This is a genomic window from Campylobacter insulaenigrae NCTC 12927 (assembly GCF_000816185.1).
Classification (GTDB): domain Bacteria; phylum Campylobacterota; class Campylobacteria; order Campylobacterales; family Campylobacteraceae; genus Campylobacter_D; species Campylobacter_D insulaenigrae.
Window position 1 is genome coordinate 1294673 of sequence record NZ_CP007770.1, and the last position, 22431, is coordinate 1317103.

The window sequence follows — 22431 nt, forward strand, 5'->3', positions numbered from 1 at the left end:
AAGCCTTATGTAGTTTTAACAATCTAAATCATCTCTTAAATCACAAGCTTTTCCAAAATATTCTAAAGCTTTAGAAATATCTTTTCTAACACCAGATCCAATTGCATACATAGCTCCAAGATTAAAACAACCTAAATCACTATTTAAGTCACAAGATTTTTGATATAATTCAACTGCTTTAAAATTATCCTTTTTTATGCCAGATCCATTTGCATACATAATTCCAAGATTAAAACAACCTAAACCATCATTTAAGTCACAAGATTTTTTAAAGCATTTTAAAGCTATTAAATAATCGCCTCTATCGTAAGCTTTAATTCCTTTTGCAACCAAATCCTCTTGCGAGTATACAAAATTTAAAAATAAAATTGCTAATACAATTAATACTTTTTTCATGTTTTACTCTAAATTTAAGATAAAAGACTAATTATATAAATATTTTACAAATAATACTTTTTTCATTTTAAAACATAAATTTGACTAAAAAAATTGTAGTATCATTAAAATAAAAAATCAAAGAAGCAAATATGAATTTAAAAGAACTAGACTTAAAATACATTTGGCACCCTTGCACGCAAATGAGCGATCATGAATTTTTACCTTTAATACCTATAAAAAAAGCTAAGGGAATATATTTGTATGATTTTGATGAAAAATCATACATAGACTGTATTAGCTCTTGGTGGGTAAATATTTTTGGCCATTGTAATGATTATATAAACGAAAAAATCAAAGATCAGCTACAAAATTTGGAACATGTTTTACTTGCAGGCTTTTCGCATGAGCCTATCATAAAGCTTTCACAAAGACTTTGCAAACTTTTACCTTTTGATAAATGTTTTTTTGCAGACAACGGAAGTTCAGCCATAGAAGTAGCTTTAAAAATGAGTTTTCAATACCACTTAAACAATGGCTCTAAAAAGGATAAATTCTTAGCTCTTAGCAATTCTTATCATGGAGAAACCTTAGGTGCATTAAGCGTTGGCGATGTAGCGCTTTATAAAAAAACCTATGAGCCTTTACTTTTAAAAAATATCACAACGCCTGTGCCAACTAGCAAGGACTATACAAAAGAACTTGAAATTTTAGAAAGCATTTTAAAAAATCATCATCATGAAATTTGTGCTTTTATACTTGAGCCTTTACTTCAATGTGCAGGCAATATGCATATGTATGAGCTTGGGTATTTAAATGAAGCGATTAAGCTTGCTAAAAATTATGATGTGCAAGTGATATTTGATGAAATAGCCACAGGTTTTGGACGCACAGGAGAAATGTTTGCGCTAGATTATTGTTCACAAAGCATTGATTATATATGTCTTTCTAAAGGTATCACGGGCGGGTATTTACCCCTTTCAGTAGTGCTTACTAAAGATGAAATTTATGAGAAATTTTATGATAGCTATGAAAGTCAAAAAGCCTTTTTACACTCTCACTCTTACACAGGCAATGCCCTAGCTTGCGTAGCGGCTAATGCGACTTTGGATATTTTTGAAAAAGAAAATATCATCACAAAAAACAAAATCAAAAGTGCTTTTATAAAAACTCAATGGGAGAGTTTAAAAGAATTTGAATTTTTAGGAAATTTTAGAAATTTAGGTATGGTGAGTGCATTTGACATACAAAAAAGCAAATACCAAAGAGCTGGACTTGAAGTTTTTCAAAAAGCCTTAGAAAAAGGATTACTTTTAAGACCACTTGGAAACACTATATATTTTATGCCACCATATATTATAAATGAAGATGAAATTTCTTATGTAGTGCAATCTTTAAGAGAGATTTTTAAGAATTTTTGAAAGTTTTTCACATACTGTATCATCAAATTCTATAATAGGAATTGAAGTATATTTACTTATAAAATCCTTGCTAAAATTATCTTGAGTTTTTAAGATTAAAGCAAGAATTTTAATATCTCTTTGTTTTAGTGCTTCTATGCTTAAAAGCGTGTGATTGATACTTCCTAGATAATCTTTTGCGACTAAAATCGTAGGGTACTTAAACGCACTCATATAATCAATCATCGTTTTTTCATCATCAAGGGGCGAAAAAAGCCCACCAGCTAGTTCAATAATGAGTTTATCACTTTGTGGAATTTGTATATCAAAGGCCTTATAGTTTAAATTTTCTAAAATCCTGCCTTTGTGTGGCGAAGCAGGAGTTTGCAAAAACACACCTTCTTTAAAAATCTTAGTTTTTGGGCTAAATTGAGATACTACCTCGCTATCTTTTGGCGTGCCTGCTTGAATAAGCTTAAAATAATCAAAGCCCAATTCCTTACAAAGCCTAGCACTTAGATAAGTCTTACCAACATCTGTGTCTATACCGCTGATATAAATTTTCATATTTTTCTTAGGAAAGTATTTTTAAGCCTATTGTACAAGCAATAATTATGATAATCAACGAAAGCTTTATAAAGCTTTTATTTTCTTTATAAAAAAGAATTCCAATTATCACTCCACCAGCAGTACCAACTCCAGTCCATATAGAGTATGCTACGCTCATAGCTATGCTTTGCATACTCAAACTTAAAAATCCAAAAGAGAAGGCAAAACTAATTGCTAAAGCCAAAAAATACAACCTCTTTTTAGTTTTAACCAATTCTTTCATGATAACAATACCAAGAACTTCAAAACATGCTGCAAGATTGAGAAAAAACCATTCCATATTAACTCTCTTTACTTGCAAATTTAAGCCCTATAACACTCAAAAGCAAAATAGCTATCAAAATAATTTTTATAATAGATACAGGCTCGTTAAAAATCAACATTTCGTTTAACACTACACCCACAGTTCCAATACCCACAAAAACACTATAAACAATACTTACTTCTAATTTTTCACAAGCTTTTAGCATGCATGCAAATGAAATATAAACACCTATGATAGTTAATACATAGTGCCAAATTTCACTAGAATGTTTCAAACCACTTACCCAAAAACATTCCACAACTCCACCTAGCACAACCATAAACCAAGCAAAATTTGCACTCATTTGTTTAAACATATACATCCTTAAAATCAAAAGTGCAAATTATACCAAATTTTAATATTTCATAATTTTAAATATTTCACTAATAAAATTAAATATTTATTAATATACATTTAATTTTTATTTTTATAAAATAAAAATTACTATAAATTACATTAAGGAAGTAAAAATGAAATTATTAATAAAAAGCAAAAATATTTTGCTCACATTAGCAAGTATAGCACTTTTATCAAGTACCAATGTACTAGCAAAAAATTTCGAACCAGTTATTGTTATCCATGGAGGTACAAGTGGATTAGGTCTTACCGAAGAAGAATTTATTAAAAGAGAAAAGGTAATGAAAGAATCTTTAAAAGCTGGTCAAAACATACTTGAAAAAGGAGGAAGTTCTGTTGATGCAGTTATTGCAGCTATAAAAGTAATGGAAAATAGTCCTGAATTTAATGCTGGAAAAGGAGCTGTATTTACTTCAGATGGATTTAATGAACTTGATGCTTCTTTAATGGATGGAAAAAGTTTGAATGCAGGTGCTATTGCTATGGCTAGAACTATTAAAAATCCTATAGAAGCAGCAAAAATTGTCATGGATAAAACTCCTCATACTTTAATAGCAGGAGAAGGTGCTGACAAGCTTGCTAAAAACAATGGCCTAGAGATTGTTAATCAAAAATATTTTTACACAGATCACAGATATAAACAATTACAAGATGCTAAAAAAAGTAAAAAAGTATTACTTGATAGTGATAAAGCAAAAGCTCATTTAGGAATAAGCACAGAACCTTACTTAGGAACCGTTGGAGCCATTGCTTTGGATAAAAATGGAAATTTAGCAGCAGGAACAAGCACAGGCGGAACTACAAATAAAATGACAGGTCGCATTGGAGACTCTCCTATTATAGGTGCTGGAAACTATGCAAATAACGACTCAGTAGCAGTATCTTGCACAGGAACTGGAGATATTTATATTAGAGTTGCTGCTGCCCACGAAGTTGCATCATTATATAAATATAAAAAATTATCAGTACAAAAAGCAGCTGAAGAAACCATAAAAGAAGTAGCAGAACTTGGCGGAACGGGCGGAATTATTTCTATTGATAAAAATGGTAAAGTAGGATATGCTTGGACTAAAGATAAGCTAGGTATGTATCATGGCGAAGCAAGAATAGGTAAAGAGCCTAAGATATTTTGGCCTGTAGATAAAAAATAATTATCGAACTTTAATTAATCTCGTGCCTCGTAGCTTAAAAATCTTTGAGGCACTATTTTCGAAAAAAATTTCATCTATAATCTCATCAGCATTTTGTCTAGCCCATTTTTCATCAAATTTTTTTCCATGTTTATTTGCTGAAGTAGAATAAAGCCAATCAAATTGTTTTAAAAATTCTTCATGAGCACAATCTTTTACAACGCGTATTGCTTTAGAATTAGAGTATAAAAAAGTAGTTTTTTTGCTTTTTCTAATGGTATTTTTAAAGTATTTTGGAATTCTTGTAAGCTTTTGAAGCTCACTAAATTTAGCTGTTGTAATAAGACAAGGTTTATTTAATTGCCTTTTTTTGAGTTTATTAAGGGCTTTTAAATCTTTACTTAAAAACCCAGCAGTTGTATCAGTTTGAGCTAAATAAATCATCCTTTTAAATATTCTTGTAAGCTTTTAATTTCTAAATAACTTTTATTTTGCATAGCTTTTATAGCTTTAACTCCTGCATAAGCGGCTCTTAAATTTGTAAAATATGGAGTTTTAAAACGCAAAATATTTGCTCTAATTTTTTTAGTATCACCTTTAAAGCTATGCTCATCACTTGTATTGATAGCTAAATGGATTTCAGCATTTTTAATTTTATCTTCAACATTTGGACGACCTTCTGAAATTTTATGCACAAATTCACATTCTATTTTTGCTTCTTGTAAAATTTTATAAGTTCCACTAGTAGCTATAATTTTAAATCCAAGTTTAATATATTCATTAGCTAAATCCACTGCATATTTTTTATCTTTTTCTCTTAAAGATAAGAACACATTCCCACTTTTTGGTAAAAAATTTGATGAAGCAAGTTGGCTTTTTGCATATGAATTTGCGAAATTTTCACTCAAGCCCATGACTTCTCCAGTTGATCGCATTTCAGGACCAAGATCAAGATCGCTGCCACTAAGTTTTGCAAAAGGAAAAACAACCCCTTTAACACTAATATGATTTGATTTTTTAGCTTTTAAAATTCCATTTTTTTCTTCAACCACTTCAAAAGTATCATAAAATTTCAAACTTTCTCTTAAATTCCCTTGCCACATTACGCGTGTTGCTACTTTAGCTAAAGGAATTCCAGTAGCCTTACTTACAAAAGGCACTGTTCTACTTGCTCTTGGATTTACTTCTATCATATAAAGTTTATTTTCATAAATTGCAAATTGTATATTTAAAAGCCCTACAACTCCTAAATTTAAAGCTATATCTTTGGTTTTTTGTTCAATTAATTCAAGCATTTTTTCATCAATATTTAAAGCAGGTAATGAACATGCACTATCACCTGAATGAATTCCTGCTTCTTCAATATGCTCCATTATCCCAGCTACATATACATCTTTGCCATCACAAATAGCATCAACATCAAGCTCAGTCGCATTGTCTAAGAACTGATCTATTAAAACAGGACTTTTATCACTCACATCTACTGCTTCTTGCATATAAATTTTAAGCTCATTTTCATCATATACCACGCGCATAGCACGTCCACCTAAAACATAACTTGGTCTAACAAGAACAGGATAGCCTATCTCATTTGCTTTTGTTATTGCCTCTTCTACGCTAATTACTGTGCCATTTTTTGGTTGGTTAATCCCTAAATCATCTATGAATTTAGCAAATTTTTTTCTATCTTCTGCTAAATCTATCACTCTGGCACTAGTTCCTATAATCTTAGCACCAATTACACTTAAACGCTTAGCAAATTTTAACGGAGTTTGGCCACCAAAATGCACAATTACCCCATCTGGCTTCTCTTTGTCAATCACCGCTCTTAAATGCTCAAAATCAATGGGTTCAAAATACAAAATATCACTTGTATCATAATCTGTCGAAACTGTTTCAGGATTACAATTATACATGATAGTTTTCACGCCCATGTCTTTTAGAGCAAATGAAGCGTGCACACAAGCATAATCAAATTCAATCCCTTGCCCTATACGATTAGGTCCTCCGCCTATAATCATTACTTTTTTATCTTTTTTATCTTTACCATCTTTAATTTGAGTTAATTCGCTAGCATTGACACTAGAATATAAATAAGGTGTAAGAGCTTCAAATTCACCCGCACAAGTATCTACCTCGCTATATTGAACAATAATTTTTTGTTTCATTCTCGCATAATAAATATCATTTTGACTTAATTCTAAATTATCTTTTTGATTGACTAAACTAGCTATTTTCTTATCTGAAAATCCAAAATTCTTAGCTTTTCTTAAAAGATGCTTATTGTTTAAAATATCCATATCTATTATTTCTTCAAAATCAACTATTTCTTTAATTTGATTTAAAAACCAAGTATCAATTTTGCAAAGCTCATAAAGTTCTTGAACACTAAACCCATCTCTAAATGCTTGTGCTATATAAAGTAATCGTTTTTCATTTGCATGACGAATTTTTGCTGTAAGTTCATTTTTATCACAATATATCACATCAAAACCACTTAAATTTCTTTCAAGAGAACACAAAGCCTTTTGTATACTTTCTTTAAAAGTTCTACCTATTGCCATTACTTCGCCAACACTTTTCATGGCTGTACCAAGCTCTGTACTAGCTCCTGGAAATTTTTCAAAAGTAAAACGAGGAATTTTGGTTACTATATAATCAATCACAGGTTCAAAAGAAGCAGGGGTTCCTGTTATATCATTTTTAATTTCGTCTAAACTAAATCCAACAGCCAAAAGTGTTGCAATTTTAGCTATAGGATAACCTGTAGCTTTACTTGCTAAAGCACTAGATCTAGAAACACGAGGATTCATCTCTATAACAATCATTCTACCATTTTGAGGATTAACGGCAAATTGTACATTTGATCCACCAGTATCAACACCAATTTCTCTTAAAATAGCAAAAGAAGCATTACGCATTACTTGATATTCCTTATCAGTAAGTGTTAAAGCCGGAGCTATAGTGATACTATCTCCAGTATGTACCCCCATAGGATCAAGATTTTCTATGGAACATACTATGATACAATTATCATTTTTATCGCGTATAACTTCCATTTCGTATTCTTTCCAACCAAGCAAACTTTCTTCGATTAAAATTTCATGTATTGGGCTGAGTGCTAAGGCTGTATTTGCAAGTTCTTTAAATTCATCCATATTATAAACTACACCACTACCTGCACCACCTAAAGTAAAAGATGCTCTAATCATCAAAGGAAAACCTATAGTATCAACAGCTTTTAAAGCTTCATCATAATTATACGCATACATAGATTTTGGCAAATCCATACCTATTTTTTTCATACACTCTTTGAAAATCTGTCTATCCTCGCCTTTTTTGATAGCTTCTGGATTGGCTCCTAAAAATTTAACATCTTTTAACTGGCCACTTTCATAAACTTCCATTGCTACATTTAATGCTACTTGACCACCCATGGTTGGCAATATAGCATCAATATTTTCCTTTTTTATAATGCCTAAAATACTCTCTTTTGTAATTGGTTCTATGTAAGTTGCATCAGCAAATTCAGGATCTGTCATAATAGTCGCGGGATTAGAATTAATTAAAACTACTCTATATCCTAATTCTTTTAAAGTTTTAGCAGCTTGAGCTCCAGAATAATCAAATTCACACGCTTGTCCTATAATGATAGGACCACTACCTATTAGAAGTATATTTTTTATATCTGTTCTTTTTGGCATAAATTTTCCTAAGATGATTTTTGTCTAAAATTATAACAAATCAAAGTTTTTTAAAAGTTGAATTTATTATGGAAAATTAATTTTCTACCATATAAAAATAACTTGGAACTTTTACCTTAACATAAGGTTTTACGTAGGCATTTTGATAGGCTCCTTCTTCTTCTATTTTAAAAACCTCTCCTACTGGAATACCTGAAAAAAATATTTCATCTAATCCACTTGTATAAACCCTATCATTTATTTTAATTCCAAGCCATTTAGGAATATATTTTACTAAGATATAATCGTTTTTTCCATGAGCTATACCTGGAGCTTGATCTTTACCAACATAAACAGAAAATACACATTCTTCATCACCTTGCAAAAGCCCCATCGCTCTACCATTTTTTTCCACTACAATACCTGCAGTATATCCATTATAAATAAGACCTTTAACTTTATCTTTATAATCTAAAATATCAAGCCATACTTTATGATAATCGCTGATTTGAACATAAGAAATAGCTTTTACCAAATTCACACTAGGATAATAAAAACTCGAATTTTTATCGCTTAAAATATTATTTAGCTCATTAGAAAAATTTTTCATATAAATATTATTTTTTTCGAGTTCTAAATTTCTTTCTCGCAACTTTCTAATCTCTTGTGCTTGATTAAAATGTTCATCAAATTTATGCTTTATAAAAGTAAGACTTTGAGAAAAATATTCAAGTGCTATTGAGTTCAAATTTAACACATTTCGTTTTATTACATCTCCATAATAAAACGAAATAAAAACCAAGAAAGATAAAACAAGTATACTAAAAATTTTACTCTTCATTGGTTAGTTGATGTAATAAAGAAATTTCTTCCAAAGCTTTTCCAGTACCTTTTGCAACTGCTAATAATGGTTCATCTGCTACGTAAACTGGAAGTTTAACCACTTCAGAAAGATATTTGTCCAGTCCTCGTATTAAAGCTCCTCCACCTGTAAGCACAACCCCATTTTCAACAATATCAGCTGCAAGATCAGGTGGCATCATCTCAAGAACTATTTTTAATGCATCGGCAATTTCTTTTAAATGCTCTCTCATAGCCTCTCGAACATCTTCGCTTGTAAGCTCTATTCTATTTAATAAACCAGTGACTTGATCACGCCCTTTAACCACCATAGAAAGCTCTTTTGGAAGTTGTACCGCAGAACCTATTGATATTTTAATTTCTTCTCCTGTTCTTTCACCTATTACAAGATTGTATTTTTCTTTTACATAATTTACTATACTAGTATCAAGTTTATCACCTGCTGTGCGAATCGACTTTGATATAACAAGCCCACCCAACGAAGTAACTCCAATTTCAGTAGTTCCACCACCAATATCCACAACTAAACTTCCTTGTGGTTCTCGGATTGGTAAATTTGCACCTATAGCAGCAGCCATTGGTTCTTCTATTAAAAATACTTCCCTTGCTCCTGCGCTTAATGCACTTTCCCTAACTGCTTTTCTTTCAACTTGAGTCAAACCATAAGGAACAGAAATAATAATTCTAGGTCTTAAAAAGGATTTTCTTCTATGAGTTTTTTCTATAAAATAACGTATCATTTTTTCAGTCATATCAAAATCAGCTATAACCCCATCTTTCATAGGACGAATAGCTTCAATATTTCCTGGAGTTTTTCCAACCATTTCCTTTGCTTCTTTACCTACAGCTAAAATTTTTACTCTTCCATATCTTTCACGCTCAACTGCCACAACAGAAGGCTCATCAATTACAATACCTTTATCTTTAACCAAAACTAAAGTATTTGCTGTACCTAAATCAATTCCCATATCACTAGAAAAAAATCCAATTATTTGATCTAAAATCATCATTATCCCTTAATTTTTGTATTTTTAATAAACAAAGGTTTAGCATTTTCCTTAATTACTTCCTTTGTTATAACTATAGTATAACCATCATATTCTGGCAATTCAAACATTAAATCTACCATCAATTCTTCAATAATACTCCTTAAACCCCTTGCACCTGTTTTTCTCTCAAGTGATAGCTTTGCAATTTCTCTTAAAGCATCTTCGTCGAATTTTAATTCCACATTATCAATTGCAAAAAGTTTTTGATATTGTTTTACAATAGCATTTTTAGGCTCTGTTAAAATACGCACCATACTATCTTCATCAAGCTCTTCCAAAGAAGCTAAAACATGTAATCTCCCAATAAGCTCAGGAATAAGTCCAAAATGCACTAAATCATCAGGTTCTAATTTTTGAAATAAATTTTCTTCTTTATTTTCTTTATTATCACTAAAAAATCCCATGACATTATCACCTAATTTTCTCTTAATAATATCACTTATACCATCGAATGCACCGCCACAAACAAACAAAATATTTGTCGTATCTATTTGTATAAAATCTTGATTTGGATGCTTCCTGCCTCCTTTAGGAGGAATATTAACCACCGATCCTTCAATAATTTTTAATAATGCTTGTTGAACACCTTCTCCACTAACGTCTCTAGTGATAGAACGATTCTCTCCCATTCTAGCAATTTTATCAATCTCATCAATAAAAATAATACCTTTTTGTGCTCTTTGCACATCTCCATCAGCAGCTTGCAAAAGGCGTGTAAGAATATTTTCTACATCTTCACCTACATAACCAGCTTCAGTTAAAGAAGTCGCATCACAAATTGCTATAGGTACATCTAAAAATCTTGCTAAAGTTTGAGCAAGCAAAGTTTTACCACTTCCTGTAGGTCCTACAAGCAAAATATTTGATTTTGCTAATTCCGTATCATCATTTTCTAAATTCGATTTAAATAATCTTTTATAATGATTATAAACTCCCACACTAAAAATCTTTTTAGCTCTATCTTGCCCAATAACATATTTATCAAGATACGATTTTAATTCTTTTGGAGTAATGTCTTTAAAATTCGTATTATCAACTTCTTGATGTTTTGTATCTTTTTCCTCTCCAAAAAAAATACTACAAGCGCTTTCTGCACAATATTCACAAATAAAGGCATTATTATAGTCATTTACTAAAATTCTTCTATCGCTCGTTTCTATTTCGTTACAAAAACTACATCTTTTAATCATGATTTTTTTCCTTGTAAATAGGAATTCCTCTTTTTGTTTCTAATATAAAATTACACATTTTTTTTACATTTTCACTTTTAGTGTTGTCTAATAAAGTTAAAGCATTTTCTTTTAAACTACCTTTTCTAAATAAAAATTTAAATGCTCTATTTAAAATATCAATCTCATCTTTATCAAAACGTCTTCTAAGTCCTACTAAATTTAAGCTTTTAATAGTAGCACGATTACCTTCAGCTAAACAAAAAGGAACTACATCTTGAGATAATGCACTAGCGCCTGCGATCATACATCCTTCACCAACTTTTACAAATTGATGAATTGGAGTAAGCCCTCCAACCACAGTATAATCTCCAAGCTCTACATGACCTGCTAAAGTAGCATTATTAGCTAAAATAACATTGTTTCCAAGTAAACAATCATGAGCTATATGAGAATAAGCCATAATAAAAGCATTATCACCTATTCTGGTATAACCATCCCCCTTAGTTGTGCCTGAATTTATAGTTACGAATTCTCTAATAGTGGCATTTTTACCTATAATAACACCTGATTTTATTTCATTTTTATAAGAAATATCTTGAGGTATATCTCCTACTATAGCATAAGAAAAAACTTTAGAATTTTCCCCAATCCCTACATTAGGTAAAATTCTTGCACCCTGTTTTATTATACTATTAGCTCCTATATGAGCTTTAGATCCCACATAAGCATAAGCTTCTATAGTAACATTATCTTCTACAATAGCACCATCTTCTATAACTGCACTTGAATGAATTTTACCCATTATTTATCTACTATCATAGCTTTAAGTTCTGCTTCTGCAACTAATTGATTATCTACAAAAGCTTTTCCTTGAAATATCCACATATTTCCACGATTTTTAACGACACTCATTTCATAATCAAGCCTATCGCCTGGACGCACTGGATTTCTAAATTTTGCATTATCAATACCTGTAAAATACACTACTTTAGAACTAGGATCTACTTTATCATCCATGCTTTCAAAAGCCAAAACACCTCCTGTTTGAGCCATACCTTCTAAAATTAAAACTCCAGGATATATAGGATGGTCTGGAAAATGCCCCATAAAAACATGATCACTAATGCTGATATTTTTATAACCTCTTACGATCTCTTTAACTTTAAGTTCAACAATTTTATCTACCAATAAAAAAGGATATCTATGTGGTAATATCTTTTGAATTTGCATTACATCAATCATAAATTTAACCTTAAAACAATATTCTAAATTTAAGATTTTACAAAAAAAATCTTAATAAATCACTAAAATTACAACTTGATAATCTTTTCTCTACTATCAAAATAAATTTCACTTTTGGCTATAAACTCATACGAAGTATTCATTAAATTTTCTATAATGATGACAGGTGAAAGATTATAAGCACCAAATTGCTTTTGACGGATTTTAATCTCTTGCGCTACGTTTAAAGGATGAGCAATCAATTCTTCAAAATTTTTAAATTTATTCTTGCATAAAGAATTAAAATATTCAAAATCCCATAAATTAATCTCATCTTTAACACTTTTGTAAGTATGTAGTTTTTCTTGACCAATATGAAATTTAGTATAAGCATTCTTAAAATGAGAATAAAACAAAATATATGCTTTAATAGCCTGCTTATTTTGTTTTATCAAAGCACTTAATAAACGATAATTAAGAAATTTTTCCCTTTGAATTTGAAAAGAAATATTTTTATTTTCTAAATATTTTATTTTCTTATAAAATCGAATTTTTTCATCTATACTAGCAGGTAAAATCTGCTTATTTATAGGTGATATAAACTCATCAATAAAGGTTTTATGTTGTTTTTGTTTTGACAAGCCATAAATACACCCACAATAATTTTGGTGATAAAGCATATCTTGTTTTGCAAGGGCAAATTGCCTTTGTGTCCCTCCATTTTTTCTAAAATCTGGAGCTAAGAATTCGATACCAAATTGATCACACTCTTTTTGTAGTGCTTGCTTTAACTGTTCTAAATCTTTTTTAGGAGAAGTCAAAAGTGTAGTTGTTAATTTTTTTTCTCCCATTTTATTAGCAAATTCAACACTTTTTTGAATTCTAAAATCAAAGCATATTTGACATCTAGCACCTTTTTCTGGCTCATTTTCATAACCTTTAACGCTATTGAGCCATTTTTCATATTCATATTCACCCTTATATAATTTAATACCTAATTTATCACAACTTCTTTTCACATCCAAATATCTAAGCTCGTGCTCACTATAAGGATGGATATTTGGATCATAAAAAAAACCAATAATTTTTTCTTCAGGATAAATTTTACTTAATTCTTGTATAAAATAATGACTATCAACACTACAACAAATATGTACTAACATAATTCGTTTAAAACCTTCAAAGCATGTTCTTTTGTTTTAACATTTTTATAAATATTTTTTATTACCCTATTTTCATCAAGCATGAAAGTGGATCTTATCAAGCCTTCATATTCTTTACCATAATTTTTTTTCAATCCCCAAACTCCATATTTTTTACACACTTCTTTTTCAGAATCACTTAATAAAATATGTTTAAGATCGTATTTTTGCATAAAATTTTCATGAGATTTTATACTATCAGGACTAATGCCTATAATTACAGCATTTTTAGATAAAAATTCATCGTAAAATTTTGTAAAATCACACGCTTGTAAAGTACATCCTGGGGTATTATCTTTAGGATAAAAATATAAAACTATTTTTTTACCCAAAAAATCTTTTAAAGAAATTTTTACACCATCTTGATTTAAAAGTTCAAAATCAGGTGCTATATCACCAATTTGCAATTCTGTCATTTTTTACTCTTTAGTCTTAATTTTTCCACACTTTCGCCACCAAATGCTATATTAAAAGGCTCAATATCTTCTAAAATTATTACTATATTTTGTTTAGGTTTATTATATTTTTCATGTAAAAGATTTGTAATATCTAAAACTAATTCCTCTTTTTGCTTGCTACTAAATTCCGGCTTAGCAAGTTTTATATTGATAATTGGCATTCATATCCTTTATTTTGAAATCTAAGAATTTTACTATATTCTAGCAATTATTAGTATATTTTTGATAAAATTAGGCCTATTCCAAAAAAAGGTTTAGTTATGATTTTGGCGAAAAAAATTTGGATGGATGGAAAAATCATTGATTTTAATGATGCAAAAATTCATATTTTAACACACTCTTTGCATTATGGTAATGCCGTATTTGAAGGAACAAGGGCTTATAAAACACAAAATGGTTTAGCAATATTTAGACTAAAAGAACACACAAAAAGACTCTTAGAGTCTGCTAAAATTACTTTAATTACTCCTTCTTTTACACAAGATGAACTTGAAAATGCACAAATTGAACTTTTAAGAGCCAATGATTTTCAAAATAATACTTATTTGCGTCCATTAATATTCTTAGGTGATGGGATAATGGGGCTTTATCACATTAAAGCACCTGTCAGAGTAGCTATAGCTGCATGGGAATGGGGCGCGTATTTAGGCGAAGAAGGTTTAGAAAAAGGTATTAAAGTTAAAATTTCTTCTTTTGCTAGAAATAGCGTAAAATCAAGTCTTGGAAAAGCAAAAGCCAGTGCAAATTACTTAAATTCACAAATGGCCAAATTTGAAGCTATTGATGCTGGTTATGAAGAAGCTTTAATGCTAGATGAAGAAGGTTTTATAGCCGAAGGAACGGGCGAATGTTTTTTTATGATTAAAGACAATAAACTTATTACCCCACCTAATGATTTTTCTTTAAAAAGTATAACACAAGATACAGTTTTAAAAATAGCTCATGATCTAGGATTAAATGTTATAAGAGCAAGAATTTCAAGAGATGAAGTATATGTTGCAGATGAAGCATTTTTTACAGGAACTGCAGCAGAAATCACTCCAATTAACAATATAGATGGAAGAGTTATAGGAAATGGTTCAAGAGGTGAGCTTACACAAAAGCTTCAAAATGCGTATTTTGATATAGTATATGGAAGAAATGAAAAATACGCTTCTATGCTAACTTATATTAAAGGAATTAAATGCCAGCTGATTTAAACGATTATTTTAATAAAAAAAACAATCAAAACAACAACAAACAAAATTTAAATTTCAAAACTCCAGATTTTAATTTTAAGGGATTTGGTAAATTCTCACCACTCATTTATACTGCTATTATAATTATTTTAGTATTTGTACTTTTTAAGCCATTTGCAGTTATAAATTCTGGTGAAATGGGAATTAAATCTACAACAGGTAAATACAGTCCCACTCCTTTAGAACCAGGATTACATTTTTTTGTACCTGTTTTACAAAAGATTACTGTAGTAGATACCAGAGTAAGACAAATTAATTATGCTTCAGTTGAAGGAATTAATGAAAATTTACAAATAGGTTCAGGTGTTATTAATAAAAATAGTATTTCAGTACTTGATTCAAGAGGCTTACCTGTATCTATCGATGTAACTGTTCAATACAAACTAAACCCGCTACAAGTACCTCAAACTATTGCTACTTGGGGTTTAAATTGGGAAAATAAAATTATTGATCCTGTGGTTAGAGATGTAGTTAGAAACGTGGTAGGTCAATACACCGCTGAAGAACTTCCAACAAATAGAAATACCATAGCAGTTCAAATCGATCAAGGCATTAGAAAGACTATAGAAAGTCAACCTAATGAACCAGCAGAATTACAAGCTGTTCAACTTAGAGAAATTATTTTACCTAGCAAAGTAAAAGAACAAATTGAAAGAGTTCAAATTGCAAAACAAGAAGCCGAAAGAACAAAATATGAGGTTGAAAGAGCTAACCAAGAAGCTTTAAAAAAAGCTGCTTTAGCTGAAGGTGAAGCAAATGCAACTATAATCAGCGCAAAAGGTCGTGCAAGTGCTGCAAAAATAGAAGCTGATGCTCAAGCATATTCCAATAAAGAAATTGCAAAAAGTTTAAATAATCCTTTACTTAGTTTAAAACAAATTGAAACCCAAAAACAATTCAATGAAGCATTAAAAACCAATAAAGATGCTAAAATTTTCTTAACACCTGGTGGAGCTGTGCCAAATATTTGGTTAGATAGCAAAGATACAAAGCAAACTTCTTCTGTAAATAATTAAACCTAAAGAATGGCAATGAACGCACAACAAATAAGAGAGCAAATGATTTTTTTCACAACTCATTTGCATCTAGTAGACTTTCTATTAATTATAATAGTTGTGTCTTTTTTTATTGCCACTTTAATTACAGCTTTGATTATCAGATACAAAAGCAATTTTGCTTTTTGTGTTATTATTTTAGGAATTTTATGTTCAGCATCTATAGCTTACTTAGGATATTATATAATAGACACACAAGTTAGATCTAGAATTACTAAAATTGATCATTTTAAACATTTTACCTATGATAATTCTTTGAGTGTAGGATATAGTTTAACAAACACATCAGAAGATAATTTTAATTTTTGTAAAATAACTATTAGTGTGTTAAAAACTCAAGAAAATATAAATTTTTTGCAAAAAATTGTTTATGCTATAAAACCTTTACGTAATAAATCAATTATGATTAAAAAAACAATAAAACCTGAACAAACTATAAATCTTAGAACTAAGTTTTCCGATTTTAAAGAGAATCAAGAATTTGATGTAAAAATTAATTCAAAGTGTTTTTAATGGGATATTTTACTATTTTTCATATACTAGTTATTTTTGCTATGTTGGTTTCAACCATGTTAACTTGGGTTTTACTCTATTTGAAAATACAAAATAAAAAGAATATGCTAGTTTTTTGTTTAATTAGCTTTGTCTTGGCTTCAATTCTGACAATTTCTTTATTATTAATGATAGATCAATATACAAAAAAAGCTAGTTTAAGCAACTTCGCTACTTACAGACGATTATCTACTGAAAGTATTATTATAAAAGGTAGAATTACCAATGATACTAATTTTAAAATTTCAGAATGTTTTTTAGATCTTAGAATTATTGATGATAATAAAAAACACGAGGTAAGTGGTGAAATTTTTAATCAAAATAATTTTGATAGCATTAAAAAAGCTAATAAAGAAATAAGAGATGCTGCTTATAGTATAAAAATCGCAACAAATCTTTTAGGTAATACCTATAAAGACTTTTCATTTGAAGTAGCTTTACCTCCGCATTTTCAAAGTTACAAAATATTTAAGCAGCTAAAGTGTCATTAGAGATCATTTTATAAAGTAATCTCCATCAAAACTAATCAAAGAATATTTTCTTTCACTTCCTATGCTTTGAATGAGTTCTTTTATATCAAGGAAAATCAGACTATCAGCACCAGTATATATTCTAACCTCTTCTACATTTTTATTAGCTGAGATCAACTCTTCAAAAGTTGGCGTATCAATACCATAAGTATCAGGAAATTTAATCTCAGGACATGCAATAGCTAAGTGAATTTTTCTGGCTCCAGCTTGCCTTAGAAGTGATATGATTTTTTTAGACGTTGTTCCTCTAACAATACTGTCATCAATAACAACAATATCTTTGTCATATAAAACTTTTTTCATAGGATTTAATTTTAATTTTACTTTCAAATTCCTTAATTCTTGAGTTGGCTCTATAAAAGTTCTCCCTACATAATGATTTCGTACTATAGCCATCTCAAGAGGTATATTAAGATACTGTGAAAATCCTATTGCTGCACTAACTCCACTATCAGGCACTGGAATGACAAAATCAACTTTTTCTTTAAATTTTTTTGCCAATGCCTCACCCATTTTTTTACGCACCTCATAAACACTTTTACCTTCTACTATACTATCAGGCCTTGAAAAATAAATATATTCAAAAGCACAAATTCTAGGCTCAACACTATCAAATACCTGTATGCTTTCAAATTCACTGTTTCCTTGAGTAAAAATAATCATCTCACCAGGCATAACATCACGAATAAATTCAGCTTCTATCAAATCAAAAGCACAAGTTTCACTTGCTACAATAAACCCTCCGTCTTTTAATTTACCTAAAGATAATGGTCTTACCCCATAAGGATCTCTCGCAACGAAAAGTTGATTTTTACTTGCAAGCATAAAACAATATGCTCCTTTAGAGTATTTTAAAGCTTCAATAAATCTCTCTTTTAAAGACCCTTGTTTGCTTTTTGCTATTAAATGAATCACATTTTCAGTATCCATATTAGAATGAAAAATAGCTCCATTGTCTATGAGTTCTTTTCTAATTTTTTCCTTGTTAATCAAATTTCCATTATGCACCAAAGAAATATCGCCTAAAGAACATGTTGCTGTTACTGGTTGTGCATCTTGTAAAGAAGAATGACCAGCCGTAGAATAACGATTATGTCCTATAGCTATACTTCCTTTTAACTCAGATAGAATCTGACTATTAAAAATCTGTCCGACTTCCCCTTTTGCTTTATGGGTTTTTATATATTGACCATCGCTAACGCTAATTCCGCTTGCTTCTTGTCCACGATGCTGCATAGCAAATAAAGCATAATAAGCAAGAGTACTAGCATTTTTTGAATTAATAACTCCAACAACTGCACACATTTTAAAGTCCTAAACAATCATTGATATCGTATAAACCATTATCTTGAGCAACTATCCACTTTGCACAACGAATTGCACCCATAGCAAAAGTTGCTCTTGAGGTCGCAGTATGATTTAATTCTATAAATTCACCCTCATTATAAAAACCTACCCTGTGAGACCCTACAATATCACCACCTCTTAAACTCATAATTGCTATTTCATCCTTACTTCTAGCACCTATTAATCCATCTCTTCCGCTTATTCTTACTTGATCTAAATTTAAATTTCTAGCCTTTGCTACATACTCTCCTAAGGTCATAGCAGTACCGCTTGGAGCATCTTTTTTCTTATTATGGTGCATTTCTACTATTTCTATATCAAAATCTCGCAAAATTTCACTAGCTAAAAATGAAAGCTTTTTTAAAACTGCTATACCTAAAGACATATTAGTAGCGTAAAGTATCGGCATAGTAATACTCGCGCTTTGTAAAAGTTCATATTGTTTTGAATTTAATCCTGTAGTACCTATAACTAAAGGTTTGGGATTGCTTCTAGCATAAGAAATCAAATTTTCACACCCTTGAGGGGTTGAAAAATCGATAATTACATCACTTTTTTTAAAGAAAGCTTCATAATCTGATCCTTGATCAAAAAATGCACTAGCCTTAACGTCCATTTGATCTTTTAAGCAAAGATCAATTTGTATCCCCATACGTCCTTTACTTCCATGGATTCCAATATTAATCATTAAACTGCACCTTTCAAATTTGAAACCATTTTAGCGTTTATTTGATTAAAAGCAACTAACAAAAATAAATAATATTCCTTAAAGTTTTTTAATTTGCAAAACCTATTTTAAAATATAAATTTATGAAAAAATAAATAATCCTCCTTAAGCAAGGAAGATTAATACTAAAAAATTTTAATGTAAATTTTCTATATATGCTAAAGCACTTAATGCGGCAACAGCACCATCACCTGCTGCACAAATCACCTGCTTAGGAGCATCTTTTCTTAGATCACCTGCTGCAAATAATCCCGCAACATTTGTTTGCATCTTAAGATCCACACTCACTTGACCACCATCTTCCATATCACATAAAAATTTACCATCATCTTGTTTTAAAATTTCATTTCTTACATTCAGGCCAACAAAAGTAAATATTCCAGGTACATCAAGTTCTCTCTTAGTGCCGTTATTCAATCCTATTTTTACTTTATTAACACCCATATTATCACCACAAACCTCATCGACAACCGCATCAGTGATTAATTCTATTTTCTCATGTTTTTTTACTTTATCTATAGTCGAAGGGGCAGCTCTGAATTCATTTCTTCTATGAATAAGATAAACTTTTGAGCAAATATTTGCAAGATAAAGAGCTTCTTCTAAGGCAGTATCTCCGCCTCCAAGTACTGCAACCTCTTTGTTTTTATAAAAAAATCCATCACAAGTCGCACAAGTACTGACACCTTTACCAAAAAATTCATCTTCTCCTTTAAATCCTGCACGACGTGGTGTAGAACCAGTACATACAATAACTGCTTTGGCTAATTCACTTTTTCCACCTTCAAGCTTAATACTGAAACTTCCATCATTATTTTTAAGAATTTGCTCCACTCCCACCATCTCATGCTTTAATCCAAAACGCATACATTGTTCATTCCAAGGAGCCATAAAAGAAATTCCATCTAATACTTGAGCTACACCTGGATAATTTTCTATTTCAGAACTTGAAGTAATTTGACCACCTGGCATACCCTTTTCAAACATTGTAACTTTTTTTAAGCCGCCTCTTGTAGCATATAATCCTGCACTTAATCCAGCAGGACCACCGCCAATAATTGCTAAATCTAACATATTATATTCCTTAGAAAAATTATTTTGGTTACATTATACAAATTTTTCTTTAATTATAAATAATAAAAATTATTAAATAGTAAAAAATAGAAGAAAAAGCCACATAAGTGGCTTAAAAAATTATAAAAGTGAATTTATTTTGTCAGCTAAAGCTTGTTTTGATTGTGCACCAACTAATTGATCTACAACTTCACCATTTTTAAAGAAAATGATAGTTGGAATAGATCTTACACCAAATTCAGCCGCTAAGTCGCCTTGCTCATCTGTGTTTACTTTACAAATTTTTGCTTTACCATCAAAATCATTTGCAAGTTCATCAATCACTGGAGCAAGCATTCTACAAGGCCCACACCATGGTGCCCAAAAATCTACTAAAGCTACTCCTTCTTTTGCTTGTGCAAAATTTTCCGAAGTTAAATCAATATATTTTCCCATTATATTTCTCCTTTATTTATTTTATGGAATTTTATTACATTAAGATAAATGCTGTCTTAATAACTAACATTTTCAATGAGTTTTATATCATCTTTATATATACAAAGTAAATCTAATTGATAATTTTTATCGCACATATGTTTCATAAAGTAATATTTTACTGTTTTAACAAGTTTCATATATTTTTTATGATCTAATCTATAACTTACTTCGTAGTTGCCTTTAGTAGTCTTTACTTCTATGAAATGCAATATTTCGTTTTTAATCGCAATAATATCAATCTCACCAAACTTAGAAGAAAAATTTCTTTCTAAAATTTCAAAACCTAAATTTTTCAGATAAACACAAGCTAAATTTTCACCTTCGATGCCAAGAATATAAGATTTCATTCCCATAATCAATCTTCAATTCTCATCATAAAAATTTCATCTTGAATAAAATCTTGCTTTTTTAATTTTTCTATTAAAAATTGTATATTATTTTCATAAGTCTTATGGGTAATAAAAAATACAATACTACAATCATCATTTTCTTTCTTAGGTTTTTGCAAGAAAATATCAATTGAAATTTGATGGTCGCTCATAAGCTGTGTAATCTTTGATAAAACTCCTATTTTATCTAAAACTTTCAATCTTAAATAATATTGAGTGTTAATTTTTTCTTTATCTAACAGTTGATAGGAAGTACTATTTAAATAACCGAACATGGCACTACTTTTTTCTTTTCTTGCAATATCAATTAAATCAGCTACAACCGCACTTGCAGTAGCCATCCCTCCGGCGCCAGCTCCATAATATAAACTTTCTCCTAAAATATCTCCAAAAATACTTATAGCATTCATAACCCCATCAACTTTAGCAAGCATTTTATTTTTATTTATCAAAACAGGATGTACCCGAAGTTCAATTTTTTTATTTTGAATTTTAGCTATACCTAAATGTTTAATAACATAATCAAATTCCTTAGCAAAATAAATATCTTCTTTACCTATTTTACTAATACCTTCAATTAAAATTTCTTCAGGTTTTGCTTTTAAGCCATAAGCAATATTAGCTAAAATTAGCAATTTATATGCAGCATCAAAACCCTCTATATCAAATGTAGGATCAGCTTCAGCATAACCTAAGTCTTGTGCTTTTTTTAATGCTTCATGAAAACTTAATCTTTCTAAAGCCATTTTACTTAAAATATAATTACTAGTTCCATTTAATATCCCTTTGATAGAAAGAATATTATTTGCACTCAATCCTTCTTTTAAAATTTTAATTATAGGAATACCACCTGCCACACTTGCTTCATAACCAAAAGCTGAATTTTTAGCTAATTTTTCAAGCTCACATCCATAATAGGCTAACAAAGCTTTATTAGCAGTCACAACAGCTTTTTTCTTTTTTAAAATTTTAGAAATTACCTCAAAAGGAAATTCCACACCGCCCATTAATTCTACAAAAACATCAATATCATCACGGTTTAAAATTGTATCAACATCATTTACAATAGGTATCAAAGCATCATTTTTTTGTGTTCTTGCTAAAGATATAACTGGTATAATCTCTTCGTCACATCTAGCTTTGATAAGTTCTTGATTATCAAGCAAAGTTTTTGCTACAGCGCTACCAACAGTTCCATAGCCCAAAATTGCAATTTTCATT

At 30.0% G+C, this 22431-nt stretch carries 26 protein-coding genes; 6 read left to right on the forward strand and 20 right to left on the reverse strand.

Translation table 11 applies throughout. The features are described from left to right. Positions 1-15 precede the first annotated feature (15 nt). Complete coding sequence (locus tag CINS_RS06635) at positions 16-396, reverse strand: TPR repeat protein, Sel1 subfamily (RefSeq protein ID WP_039650929.1); 381 nt, start codon at positions 394-396, stop codon at positions 16-18. A 131-nt stretch (positions 397-527) separates the two neighbouring features. On the opposite strand from CINS_RS06635, the gene CINS_RS06640 reads away from it, so the two are divergent. Further along, on the forward strand, positions 528-1796 hold the full coding sequence (locus CINS_RS06640; RefSeq protein ID WP_039650930.1) for an adenosylmethionine--8-amino-7-oxononanoate transaminase: 1269 nt from the start codon (positions 528-530) through the stop codon (positions 1794-1796). On the opposite strand, the gene bioD is transcribed toward CINS_RS06640, so the two are convergent. Genes bioD through CINS_RS06655 form a run of 3 tightly spaced genes read right to left on the reverse strand, consistent with a single transcriptional unit; the run spans position 1770 to position 3004 of the window. Beyond that, positions 1770-2342, reverse strand: coding sequence for a dethiobiotin synthase (bioD, locus tag CINS_RS06645; protein WP_039650932.1), 573 nt, complete (start codon positions 2340-2342; stop codon positions 1770-1772). The genes CINS_RS06640 and bioD overlap by 27 nt on opposite strands. Before the next feature lie 7 nt (positions 2343-2349). Beyond that, positions 2350-2664 carry a DMT family transporter gene (locus CINS_RS06650; protein WP_039650934.1) on the reverse strand — a complete coding sequence of 105 codons (315 nt, stop codon included), beginning with the start codon at positions 2662-2664 and terminating at the stop codon, positions 2350-2352. A 1-nt stretch (position 2665) separates the two neighbouring features. Then, positions 2666-3004, reverse strand: coding sequence for a DMT family transporter (locus CINS_RS06655; protein ID WP_039650936.1), 339 nt, complete (start codon positions 3002-3004; stop codon positions 2666-2668). Between the two features lie 154 nt (positions 3005-3158). Here CINS_RS06655 and CINS_RS06660 point away from each other — a divergent pair, with 154 nt between their 5' ends. Then, positions 3159-4196: an isoaspartyl peptidase/L-asparaginase family protein gene (locus CINS_RS06660; RefSeq protein ID WP_039650938.1), complete on the forward strand. Its 1038-nt coding sequence runs from the start codon at positions 3159-3161 to the stop codon at positions 4194-4196. On the opposite strand, the gene CINS_RS06665 is transcribed toward CINS_RS06660, so the two are convergent. The 10 genes from CINS_RS06665 to CINS_RS06710 all read right to left on the reverse strand — a co-directional run bounded on the left by CINS_RS06665 (position 4197) and on the right by CINS_RS06710 (position 13982). Further along, a complete protein-coding gene (locus CINS_RS06665; RefSeq protein ID WP_039650940.1) occupies positions 4197-4619 on the reverse strand; it encodes a Sua5 YciO YrdC YwlC family protein in 423 nt (140 codons plus the stop codon). It abuts the gene before it with no gap. Then, positions 4616-7879, reverse strand: a complete 3264-nt coding sequence (gene carB, locus CINS_RS06670) for a carbamoyl-phosphate synthase large subunit (protein WP_039650942.1) — start codon at positions 7877-7879, stop codon at positions 4616-4618. The genes CINS_RS06665 and carB overlap by 4 nt, the downstream gene beginning before the upstream one ends. Positions 7880-7955: 76 nt before the next feature. Further along, on the reverse strand, positions 7956-8699 hold the full coding sequence (mreC, locus tag CINS_RS06675) for a rod shape-determining protein MreC (protein WP_039650944.1): 744 nt from the start codon (positions 8697-8699) through the stop codon (positions 7956-7958). Beyond that, the gene (locus tag CINS_RS06680) at positions 8689-9726 is read right to left on the reverse strand and encodes a rod shape-determining protein (RefSeq protein ID WP_039650946.1); all 1038 of its coding nucleotides are present in this window, start codon (positions 9724-9726) and stop codon (positions 8689-8691) included. The genes mreC and CINS_RS06680 overlap by 11 nt, the downstream gene beginning before the upstream one ends. Positions 9727-9728: 2 nt before the next feature. Further along, positions 9729-10958 carry an ATP-dependent Clp protease ATP-binding subunit ClpX gene (clpX, locus tag CINS_RS06685; protein ID WP_039650947.1) on the reverse strand — a complete coding sequence of 410 codons (1230 nt, stop codon included), beginning with the start codon at positions 10956-10958 and terminating at the stop codon, positions 9729-9731. Beyond that, positions 10951-11742, reverse strand: a complete 792-nt coding sequence (gene lpxA / locus CINS_RS06690; RefSeq protein WP_039650948.1) for an acyl-ACP--UDP-N-acetylglucosamine O-acyltransferase — start codon at positions 11740-11742, stop codon at positions 10951-10953. The genes clpX and lpxA overlap by 8 nt, the downstream gene beginning before the upstream one ends. Continuing rightward, a complete protein-coding gene (gene fabZ, locus CINS_RS06695; protein ID WP_039650949.1) occupies positions 11742-12182 on the reverse strand; it encodes a 3-hydroxyacyl-ACP dehydratase FabZ in 441 nt (146 codons plus the stop codon). Before fabZ ends, lpxA begins: the two co-directional genes overlap by 1 nt. 68 nt (positions 12183-12250) lie before the next feature. After that, on the reverse strand, positions 12251-13324 hold the full coding sequence (locus tag CINS_RS06700) for an epoxyqueuosine reductase QueH (protein WP_039650950.1): 1074 nt from the start codon (positions 13322-13324) through the stop codon (positions 12251-12253). Beyond that, on the reverse strand, positions 13318-13779 hold the full coding sequence (gene bcp, locus CINS_RS06705) for a thioredoxin-dependent thiol peroxidase (RefSeq protein ID WP_039650951.1): 462 nt from the start codon (positions 13777-13779) through the stop codon (positions 13318-13320). The genes CINS_RS06700 and bcp overlap by 7 nt, the downstream gene beginning before the upstream one ends. After that, positions 13776-13982, reverse strand: a complete 207-nt coding sequence (locus CINS_RS06710; RefSeq protein WP_039650952.1) for a tautomerase family protein — start codon at positions 13980-13982, stop codon at positions 13776-13778. The genes bcp and CINS_RS06710 overlap by 4 nt, the downstream gene beginning before the upstream one ends. 99 nt (positions 13983-14081) lie before the next feature. Between CINS_RS06710 and ilvE the strand changes: the two genes are divergently transcribed. From ilvE to CINS_RS06730, 4 genes are read left to right on the forward strand one after another with little or no spacing between them, the layout of a single operon-like run. Then, positions 14082-15020: a branched-chain-amino-acid transaminase gene (gene ilvE / locus CINS_RS06715; protein WP_039650954.1), complete on the forward strand. Its 939-nt coding sequence runs from the start codon at positions 14082-14084 to the stop codon at positions 15018-15020. Next, positions 15005-16075, forward strand: coding sequence for a prohibitin family protein (locus CINS_RS06720; protein WP_039650956.1), 1071 nt, complete (start codon positions 15005-15007; stop codon positions 16073-16075). Before ilvE ends, CINS_RS06720 begins: the two co-directional genes overlap by 16 nt. Positions 16076-16084: 9 nt before the next feature. After that, positions 16085-16627, forward strand: a complete 543-nt coding sequence (locus tag CINS_RS06725) for a DUF2393 family protein (protein WP_084593991.1) — start codon at positions 16085-16087, stop codon at positions 16625-16627. After that, positions 16627-17157, forward strand: coding sequence for a DUF2393 domain-containing membrane protein (locus tag CINS_RS06730; RefSeq protein WP_039650961.1), 531 nt, complete (start codon positions 16627-16629; stop codon positions 17155-17157). The genes CINS_RS06725 and CINS_RS06730 overlap by 1 nt, the downstream gene beginning before the upstream one ends. A gap of 3 nt (positions 17158-17160) precedes the next feature. Here CINS_RS06730 and purF read toward each other — a convergent pair whose 3' ends face one another. The 6 genes from purF to CINS_RS06760 form a co-directional block, all read right to left on the reverse strand. Continuing rightward, positions 17161-18501 carry an amidophosphoribosyltransferase gene (purF, locus tag CINS_RS06735; protein WP_039650963.1) on the reverse strand — a complete coding sequence of 447 codons (1341 nt, stop codon included), beginning with the start codon at positions 18499-18501 and terminating at the stop codon, positions 17161-17163. A gap of 1 nt (position 18502) precedes the next feature. Beyond that, the gene (gene dapB, locus CINS_RS06740) at positions 18503-19231 is read right to left on the reverse strand and encodes a 4-hydroxy-tetrahydrodipicolinate reductase (RefSeq protein WP_039650966.1); all 729 of its coding nucleotides are present in this window, start codon (positions 19229-19231) and stop codon (positions 18503-18505) included. A gap of 174 nt (positions 19232-19405) precedes the next feature. Further along, positions 19406-20344: a thioredoxin-disulfide reductase gene (trxB, locus tag CINS_RS06745; RefSeq protein WP_039650968.1), complete on the reverse strand. Its 939-nt coding sequence runs from the start codon at positions 20342-20344 to the stop codon at positions 19406-19408. A gap of 120 nt (positions 20345-20464) precedes the next feature. Continuing rightward, complete coding sequence (gene trxA / locus CINS_RS06750; protein ID WP_039650970.1) at positions 20465-20779, reverse strand: thioredoxin; 315 nt, start codon at positions 20777-20779, stop codon at positions 20465-20467. A 56-nt stretch (positions 20780-20835) separates the two neighbouring features. Next, the gene (locus tag CINS_RS06755) at positions 20836-21174 is read right to left on the reverse strand and encodes a YraN family protein (RefSeq protein WP_039650972.1); all 339 of its coding nucleotides are present in this window, start codon (positions 21172-21174) and stop codon (positions 20836-20838) included. 2 nt (positions 21175-21176) lie between these two features. Beyond that, a complete protein-coding gene (locus CINS_RS06760) occupies positions 21177-22430 on the reverse strand; it encodes a homoserine dehydrogenase (RefSeq protein ID WP_039650974.1) in 1254 nt (417 codons plus the stop codon). Position 22431: the final 1 nt, after the last annotated feature.